The sequence below is a fragment of the Actinoplanes sp. NPDC024001 genome (assembly GCF_040638955.1).
In the GTDB taxonomy this organism is placed as follows: Bacteria; Actinomycetota; Actinomycetes; order Mycobacteriales; family Micromonosporaceae; genus Actinoplanes.
On record NZ_JBEZZB010000084.1, the window covers coordinates 36,912 to 44,239 of the forward strand.

Sequence of the window (7,328 nt, forward strand, 5' to 3'; positions counted from 1 at the left end):
TCGGCCTGACCTTCACGGCGATCATGCTGTTCCCGATCTACTGGATGATCAACGTGTCCTTCACCAAGGACACCGACATGCGCGCCGACCCACCGCACCTGTTCCCGTTCAACGGCACCCTGGAGGGCTACCGCGCCGTCCTGGACCAGCAACTGCCATACCTCGGGACGAGCCTGATCGTAGGGATCGGCACCGTCGTGCTGACCCTGATGCTGTCCGCCCCGGCCGGCTTCGCCCTGGCGAAGCTGCGCCCGGCAGGCGGCGGCGCGCTCAGCTTCGTGCTGCTGATCGCCCAGATGATCCCCGGGATCATCATGGCGATGGGCTTCTACGCCATCTACCTGCGCCTCGGCGTGCTCAACACGCTGCCCGCTCTGATCCTGGCCGACTCGACGATCGCGGTGCCGTTCGGCGTGCTGATCTTCACAGCGTTCATGTCCGGCCTGCCCGACGAGCTGATCAACGCGGCCCGCATCGACGGCGCCTCCACCTGGCGCACGTTCGTCTCGGTGATCCTGCCGGTGTCCCGCAACGCGATCGTCACGGTCAGCCTCTTCGCGTTCCTGTGGGCCTGGTCGGACTTCGTGTTCGCCTCCACGCTCGCCGGCGGCGCCGACCACCAGCCCATCACCCTCGGCATCTACCAGTACATCGGCAACAACAACCAGCAATGGAACGCCATCATGGCCACCGCGGTGATCGCCTCCATCCCCGCAACGCTGCTGCTCATCATCGCCCAGCGTTACGTCGCGGCCGGCGTCACCGCCGGCGCCGTCAAGGACTGAGGAACCACATGAGCTTCGTTTCGCACGGTCCCGTCGTGCCCACGCCGGACGCGCTCGGCGTCCTGCGGCCGCTGCCCGCCGGCGCGGTCCGGCTGACGCCGGGCGGACTGCTGGGCGACTGGCAGGCCCGCAACGCCGGCGCGACGCTGCCGCACTGCATCGACCAGCTCGGCGTGCACGGCAACCTGACCAACCTGCGCCGGGTCACCGGGGACGCCGACGCCGAGTTCGCCGGCATGTGGTTCGCCGACACCGACGTGCACAAGACCCTGGAGGCGGCGTTCTGGTCCGGCTCCGCGCCCGCCTTCGTCGACGAGGTGGCCGCGCTGTTGGAGAAGGCCCAGGACCCGGACGGTTACCTGAACTCCTTCTACCAGGACCCGGCGCACCGCGACCGGCAGTGGAACGAGCTGCACTACAGCCACGAGATGTACACCGCCGGCCACCTGGTCCAGGCCGCGGTCGCCGCGGCGCGTTCCGCGCCCGACGAGCCGGCGGCCCAGCAGGTCCTCTCGGTCGCGCGCCGCTTCGCCGATCTTCTGGTGCAACGGTACGGGGACTCGCCCGAGGTGGACGGGCACCCGGAGGTGGAGACGGCTCTCGCCGAGCTCTACCGGGTCACCGGGCACCGCCCCTACCTGGATCTCGCCGGCCGCTTCGTCACCAACCGCGGTCACGGCACGCTGGACGCCAGCCGGTTCGGCCCCCGCTACTTCCAGGACCACGAGCCGCTGCGCGAGTCCACCGAGGTCACCGGGCACGTGGTGCGCCAGCTCTACCTGCTCGCCGGCGCCGTCGACGTGGCCGTGGAGACCGGCGACACCGCGCTGCTGGAGACGGCCGAACGGCTCTGGGACTCCGCACTGGACAGCCGCACCTACATCACCGGTGGGCAGGGTTCCCGGCACCGCGACGAGGCGTTCGGTGACCCGTACGAGCTGCCGCCGGACCGCGCCTACGCGGAGACCTGCGCCGCGATCGGCAGCTTCCAGCTGGCCTGGCGGCTGCTGCTGGCCACCGGCAAGGTGAAGTACGCCGACGAGATGGAACGGGTGCTGCACAACGGCATCGCGGGCAGCACCGCCCTCTCCGGCACCGAGTTCTTCTACTCCAACCCGCTGCAGCTGCGCACCGGCCACGACGGCTCCCACGAGGACGCCCCGTCGCAGCGGCTGAGCTGGTACTCGTGCGCCTGCTGCCCGCCCAACCTGGCCCGGCTGATGGCGTCGCTGCACGCCTACCTGGCGACCGGCGGACCCGGCGGCCTGCAGCTGCACCTCTACGGCACCGGCACGTTCAGCGACGGCGGGCGCGCCGTCGAGGTGGAGACCAGCTACCCGTGGGACGAGCAGATCACCGTCACGGTGACCGCCACGTCCGCCGAGCCGTGGGCGCTGTCGCTGCGGGTGCCGGCCTGGTGCGACGACGCGCGGCTGACCGTCAACGGCAACCCGGCGCCGGCCCACGCCGAGGACGGCTACCTCCGGCTGCACCGGGTCTGGCACGCGGGCGACCGGATCGTCCTGACCCTGGCCATGCCGACCCGCCTGGTCAGCGCCCACCCGCGGGTCGACGCCACCCGCGGCGCCGTCGCCCTGGTCCGCGGCCCGCTGGTCTACTGCCTGGAGCAGGCCGACGTGCCCGCGGGCGTGGTGCTCGAGGACCTCTGCCTCGACCCGCACTCCTCCCTCACCGTCGCGTTCCATGGCGACGGTCCGTTCCCGGTGACGCTGCAGGTGCCCGTCCGCGCCCGCGCCGTCTCGGACACCGGGCTCTACGGCACCTGGCCGCCGGCCGCCGCGTCCGGGCCGAACACGGTGGTCACCGCCGTCCCCTACTTCCTGTGGGCCAACCGCACCCCCGGACCGATGCGGGTCTGGATTCCGCTGGCCTCACGGGAGGAGTAACCGTCCTGTCCTCACCCCCACCGAGGTGAACCGTGCGAAGATCCACCGTCCTCCTGCTCCTCGTGGCCGCCGGGCTGGCCGTCCCCAGCCCGGCACAGGCCGCCGGCAACACCCTCACGGTCAACGTCGGCACGGTCGTCCGGCCCGTCACGCACGTGGCGTCCGGCGGCCTCTACGCCGTCAACACCGGCAACAACCCGCCCCTGAACATGATGTTGCCGCTCAAGCTGAACCACCTCACCCAGCCGCCGCCCGGCGGGCAGCAGCTCGGCAACGGCGCGACCAGCCCGTGCTGCGACGGACTGCAGGTGGCCGGCAAGGTGACCAGCGCCGGCGCCCAGCAGTTCTTCCGGATGCCGGACATCTACCCCAACTTCCCGTACCGCTGGGTGAGCTGGGCGGACTGGGAGTCGAAGGTCCGCACCATGGTGCAGGCCCGGCTGAACGCCACCTCGACCACCAACGTCGACGGCTGGGAACTCTGGAACGAGCCGGACTGGACCTGGAACACCGCCGCGGCGGGCCCCTTCCTGGACGGTTGGACCCGCACCCACCGGCTGATCCGCACGCTCGACACGGTCACCCCGATCGTCGGGCCGTCGCACTCCGTCTACAACCACCAATGGATGGTCGATTTCCTCACCCACGCCCGGAACACCAACACCCTGCCCGACGTGATCGTCTGGCACGAGCTGGAGGACGACAAGTACCTCCAGGTCGAGGCGCACGTCAACGACTACCGCGCGATCGAGCGGTCGCTGGGCATCTCACCCCGGCCCATCTCGATCAACGAGTACGCGTCGCCGTCCCAGGTCGACATCCCCAGCGTCTCGGTGCACTACATGGCGGTCTTCGAACGGCACGGCATCCGCTCGGCCGAGCGGGCCTACTGGTACGAGGCCGGCACACTCAACGGCCTGCTGCACAACAACGCGCCGACCTCGTCGTACTGGCCCTACCGGTGGTACGGCGACATGGCCGGCAACATCGTGCAGACCATCCCCGGGTCCTGGCTGGAGGGAGTGGCGTCGTACGACCCGACGCGCCGCTTCGTCAACGTGGTGCTCGGCGGTGACAGCGGCAACAACACGGTGCGCGTCAACGGGCTCGGCGCGCTCGGCTCGCAGGTGCGGGTGACCCTGACCCGCAGCGGCACCACCGGGCGGCACACCAACCAGAACGCGCCGATCGCGGTCTCGTCGGCGACCTACAACGTCGTCAACGGCAGCATCAGCGTCCCGGTGACCAACATGCACGCGTGGGACGCCTACCAGCTGCTGGTCACCCCGGCGTCCGGCGCGGCGACCTGGCAGCAACGGTACGAGGCGGAGAACGCCACCGTGGTCAACGCCAACCGGTTCTCGGCCGGGTCGGCGTCCAACGGCGGATACGTCGGGCAGATCGACGGCAGCGCGAACATGCGCAACCAGTCGTTCGTCGACTTCATCGTGCACGTGCCGGCCGCCCGGTCGTACACGATGGCGATCGGCTACGCCAACGGCACCGGGGCCACCGCGACGCACGGGCTGGCGTACAACGGGGGCGGCTGGTCGACGATCAGCTACCCGCCGACCGCCGGCTGGGGCATCTTCGGGTCGACGGTCAGCACGACCGTGAATCTCAACGCGGGCTACAACGTCATCCGCCTCGCCAAGGGCGCACCGGCGTTCGCCGGCGGCTCGGGGTACGCCGAGCTGGACTACATCCACCTGTCCTGATCGGGCTCTGCTGTCCGGCGCCGGTTGATCCGGGCGCGGGCGATCGACTCGGCCGCCGCGCCGGGCAGCAACCCCCGATCGCGGGAGAGGGCGAGCACCTCGGCAGTGGTGTCGAAGATCCGCGCCACCCGGGCGGGAACGTCCTCGACCGGCAGTCGCCGGAACTCGTACGAGCCCATGGTCACGCCGCCGGCGCTCGCCACGAAGTCCGGCACCCAGATGACGTCCCGGTCGGCGAGCAACCGCTCGACGTCGGCGGTGGCGAGCTGGTTGTTGGCGGCGCCGCAGACGATCGAGGCGCGGATCCGGGGGACGGAGTCAGCGGTCAGGGTGGCGCCCAGCGCGCAGGGCGCGTAGACGTCGACCGGCGCGTCGAGCACCCGGTCGGTGAGCACGACTCCCGGCAGCTCGCGGGCCGGCGTGGAGATCTCCGCCGCGGTGACCTTCGCCCCGGCCGCCAGCAGCAGGCGGGCCAGCTCGAAGCCGACCTTGCCCAGCCCTTCGACGCCGACCGCGCACCCGGTCAGGTCGGCGCTCCCCCACCGCGTCGCGGCGGCGGCCCGGATGGCGTGCAGGACACCGAGCGCGGTCATCGGTCCACTGTCGCCGTAGCCGCCGGCGGCGACCGTCCGGCCGACCACGAACTCGGTGGTGCGGCCGATCACGTCGAGGTCCTCGGCGCTGACGCCGACGTCGCCGGCCGTGACGTAGCGCCCGCCGAGGCTCTGCACGAAACGGCCGTAGGACTCCAGCAGCGGCTCGGACCTCAGCGTGCGCGGGTCACCGATGATGACCGCCTTCGCGCCACCGCACGGCAGGTCCGCCATCGCGGTCTTCAGCGTCATCCCGCGCGAGAGCCGCAGCACGTCGGCCAGTGCGGCGGCCGCCCCCGCGTACGGATGAAAGCGCGTCCCGCCGAAGCCCGGGCCGAGCGTGCTGTCGTGGATCGCGACGATCGCGCGCAGGCCGGTTTCGACGTCCTGAAAGGACGTGACCTGCTCGTGGCGGTCCGTCATGGCCGGGCGTCGGCGAAGCGAGGTGCGCCGGGCTCCAGGTCCACCCGGGCGGCGCGGGCGGCGAAGCTGATCGCGTGGTACCACCCGCAGAGCAGGAACAGGTCGAGCAGCTCGGCCTCGCCGAGAAGGTCGCGGGCGGTCTTCCACAGGTCGTCGTCGAGATCCGAGGTGTCGTGCAGGGCGTCGGCGACCGTGATCAGCACCCGCTCGCGGGCGTCCGTCCAGCATGGATCGCCGGCCGAGCCGTGGGTGAGTGAGGTGAGCTGGTCGCCGGTGAGACCCACCCGGTCGGCGAAGAACATCACGTGCACGCCCCACTCGTACTCGCAGGCGCAGCGCGCACACGTGCGCAGGATGACGATCTCCCGCTCCCGCATGCTCAGCGAGAGGTGGCGGCTCAGCTCGTAGCTGCCCCAGCCGGTCATCGCCACGGTCATCGGCAGGTTGCGGGCGAAGGTCCGGAACAGGCCGATCGGCGGCACACCGGGCGGCATCATCGCCGCCAGCTGATCCTCGACACCCTCGGGGTACGGGGCGCCGAGCGGAGGAATACGCACCACAGTCGCCTCCAGTGCTTCGAATTTAGAAGCACCATAACGCTGCCGTTCCCGATGCGCCATCCAGTCCGCCCTACCTTTTTGTGACCCGCCAGCGGTATCGAGATCGGACGGAGATCCATCGAGGCTGGCTGTCATGCGTTCTCTGATCACCGCGGCGGCGGTCCTCACCGTGTCCCTGGCCGGCATCCCCGCGCAGGCGGCCGGACCACCGGCCGAGGCCCAGCGCGTCGATCGCGTGCCGACCCCGGTCCTGCGCTGGCAGCCGTGCGAGGAACGGTTCGAGTGCGCGACGGCGCCGCTGCCGCTGGACTACGACGACCCGGACGGGGCGCAGGTGGAGGTCGCCCTGCTGCGGCACCGGGCCACCGATCCGGCGCGGCGCATCGGCAGCCTGTTCGTCAACCCGGGCGGGCCCGGCAGCTCCGCCACCGACATGGCGATGGGCCTGCCGGACTTCCTCAGCCCGGAAGTGGTGGCACGGTTCGACATCGTCGGCGTCGACCCGCGCGGGGTCGGGGACAGCTGGCAGGTCCGGTGCTTCGGCAGCGCCGAGGAGCAGCAGCGGGTCACCGCACCGTTCACCGGGCCGGGCCGGGGGCCGTACACCCGCGCCGAGGTCCGGAAGGCGGTCGCGAGCGCCCGTACCATCGGGGTCTCCTGCGCGGCCGCCACCGGCGGCCTGGCCGCGGCCGCGTCGACCGCGCAGGTGGCGCGCGACATGGACGTGCTGCGCCGCGCCGTCGGCGATGCCCGGCTGACCTACCTCGGGGTGTCCTACGGCAGCTACCTCGGGCAGGTCTACGCCGCCATGTTCCCCGGCCGGGTGCGCGCGATCGCCATCGACGGCATCGTCGACCCGGCCGCCTGGGCCGGCACGCCGGCCACCAGGGATGTTCCCACTTTCGTACGGATGGGTTCCGCGGCCGCGTCCCACCGGGTGCTGCGGGAACTGCTCCAACGATGCGACCGGGCCGGCGAGTCGCGGTGCGGCTTCGCGGGCGGTGACTTCGACACGATCGCCGAGCGGCTCCAGCGTGCCCCGGTCACCCTGCCGGACGGGCGTGACTACACCTATCCGATGCTGGTCAGCCAGACGCTGCAGCAGCTCTACCAGCCGGACGCCGCCGACCACGTCATCCCGAACCTCGTCGATCTGCGGGCGCTGACCGATCCGTACGCCGAACCGGCCCGCCGTGAAGCCGCCCGCAAGTCGCTCGCCGAGCGGCTGGAGCCCGCACCCGGCGGCTACCACAACGAGTTCGAGGCCGCCGCGGCGGTGTTCTGCTCCGACGGGTGGCACGCCCGCGACGCCGCGTCCTGGCCCGCCGCCGCGGCGGCCGCC

At 71.5% G+C, this 7,328-nt stretch carries 6 protein-coding genes; 4 read left to right on the top strand and 2 right to left on the bottom strand.

Annotated features, from left to right (window positions below):
* Positions 1 to 23 precede the first annotated feature (23 nt).
* Genes AB0F81_RS29180 through AB0F81_RS29190 form a run of 3 tightly spaced genes read left to right on the top strand, consistent with a single transcriptional unit; the run spans position 24 to position 4,410 of the window.
* On the top strand, positions 24 to 785 hold the full coding sequence (locus AB0F81_RS29180; RefSeq protein WP_360202335.1) for a carbohydrate ABC transporter permease: 762 nt from the start codon (positions 24 to 26) through the stop codon (positions 783 to 785).
* A gap of 8 nt (positions 786 to 793) precedes the next feature.
* Entirely contained in the window at positions 794 to 2,692 is a 1,899-nt protein-coding gene (locus AB0F81_RS29185; RefSeq protein WP_360202322.1) for a beta-L-arabinofuranosidase domain-containing protein, read from the top strand.
* A 32-nt stretch (positions 2,693 to 2,724) separates the two neighbouring features.
* A complete protein-coding gene (locus AB0F81_RS29190) occupies positions 2,725 to 4,410 on the top strand; it encodes a hypothetical protein (RefSeq protein WP_360202324.1) in 1,686 nt (561 codons plus the stop codon).
* Here the strand turns inward: AB0F81_RS29190 and AB0F81_RS29195 are convergent.
* Positions 4,392 to 5,426, bottom strand: coding sequence for a Glu/Leu/Phe/Val dehydrogenase dimerization domain-containing protein (locus AB0F81_RS29195; protein WP_360202326.1), 1,035 nt, complete (start codon positions 5,424 to 5,426; stop codon positions 4,392 to 4,394). The two genes, AB0F81_RS29190 and AB0F81_RS29195, sit on opposite strands and share 19 nt — an antisense overlap.
* Positions 5,423 to 5,983 carry a carboxymuconolactone decarboxylase family protein gene (locus AB0F81_RS29200; RefSeq protein ID WP_360202327.1) on the bottom strand — a complete coding sequence of 187 codons (561 nt, stop codon included), beginning with the start codon at positions 5,981 to 5,983 and terminating at the stop codon, positions 5,423 to 5,425. Before AB0F81_RS29200 ends, AB0F81_RS29195 begins: the two co-directional genes overlap by 4 nt.
* A 136-nt stretch (positions 5,984 to 6,119) precedes the next feature.
* Here AB0F81_RS29200 and AB0F81_RS29205 point away from each other — a divergent pair.
* The coding region (locus tag AB0F81_RS29205; protein ID WP_360202329.1) for an alpha/beta hydrolase at positions 6,120 to 7,328 on the top strand (1,209 nt) is incomplete at its 3' end.

What these genes read in the sequence shown, in the direction of transcription:
- AB0F81_RS29180 (WP_360202335.1), top strand. Translation starts at nt 24, where the DNA reads ATGCTGTTCCCGATCTACTGGATGATCAACGTGTCCTTCACCAAGGAC.
- AB0F81_RS29195 (WP_360202326.1), bottom strand. Translation starts at nt 5,426, where the DNA reads ATGACGGACCGCCACGAGCAGGTCACGTCCTTTCAGGACGTCGAAACC.
- AB0F81_RS29185 (WP_360202322.1), top strand. Translation starts at nt 794, where the DNA reads ATGAGCTTCGTTTCGCACGGTCCCGTCGTGCCCACGCCGGACGCGCTC.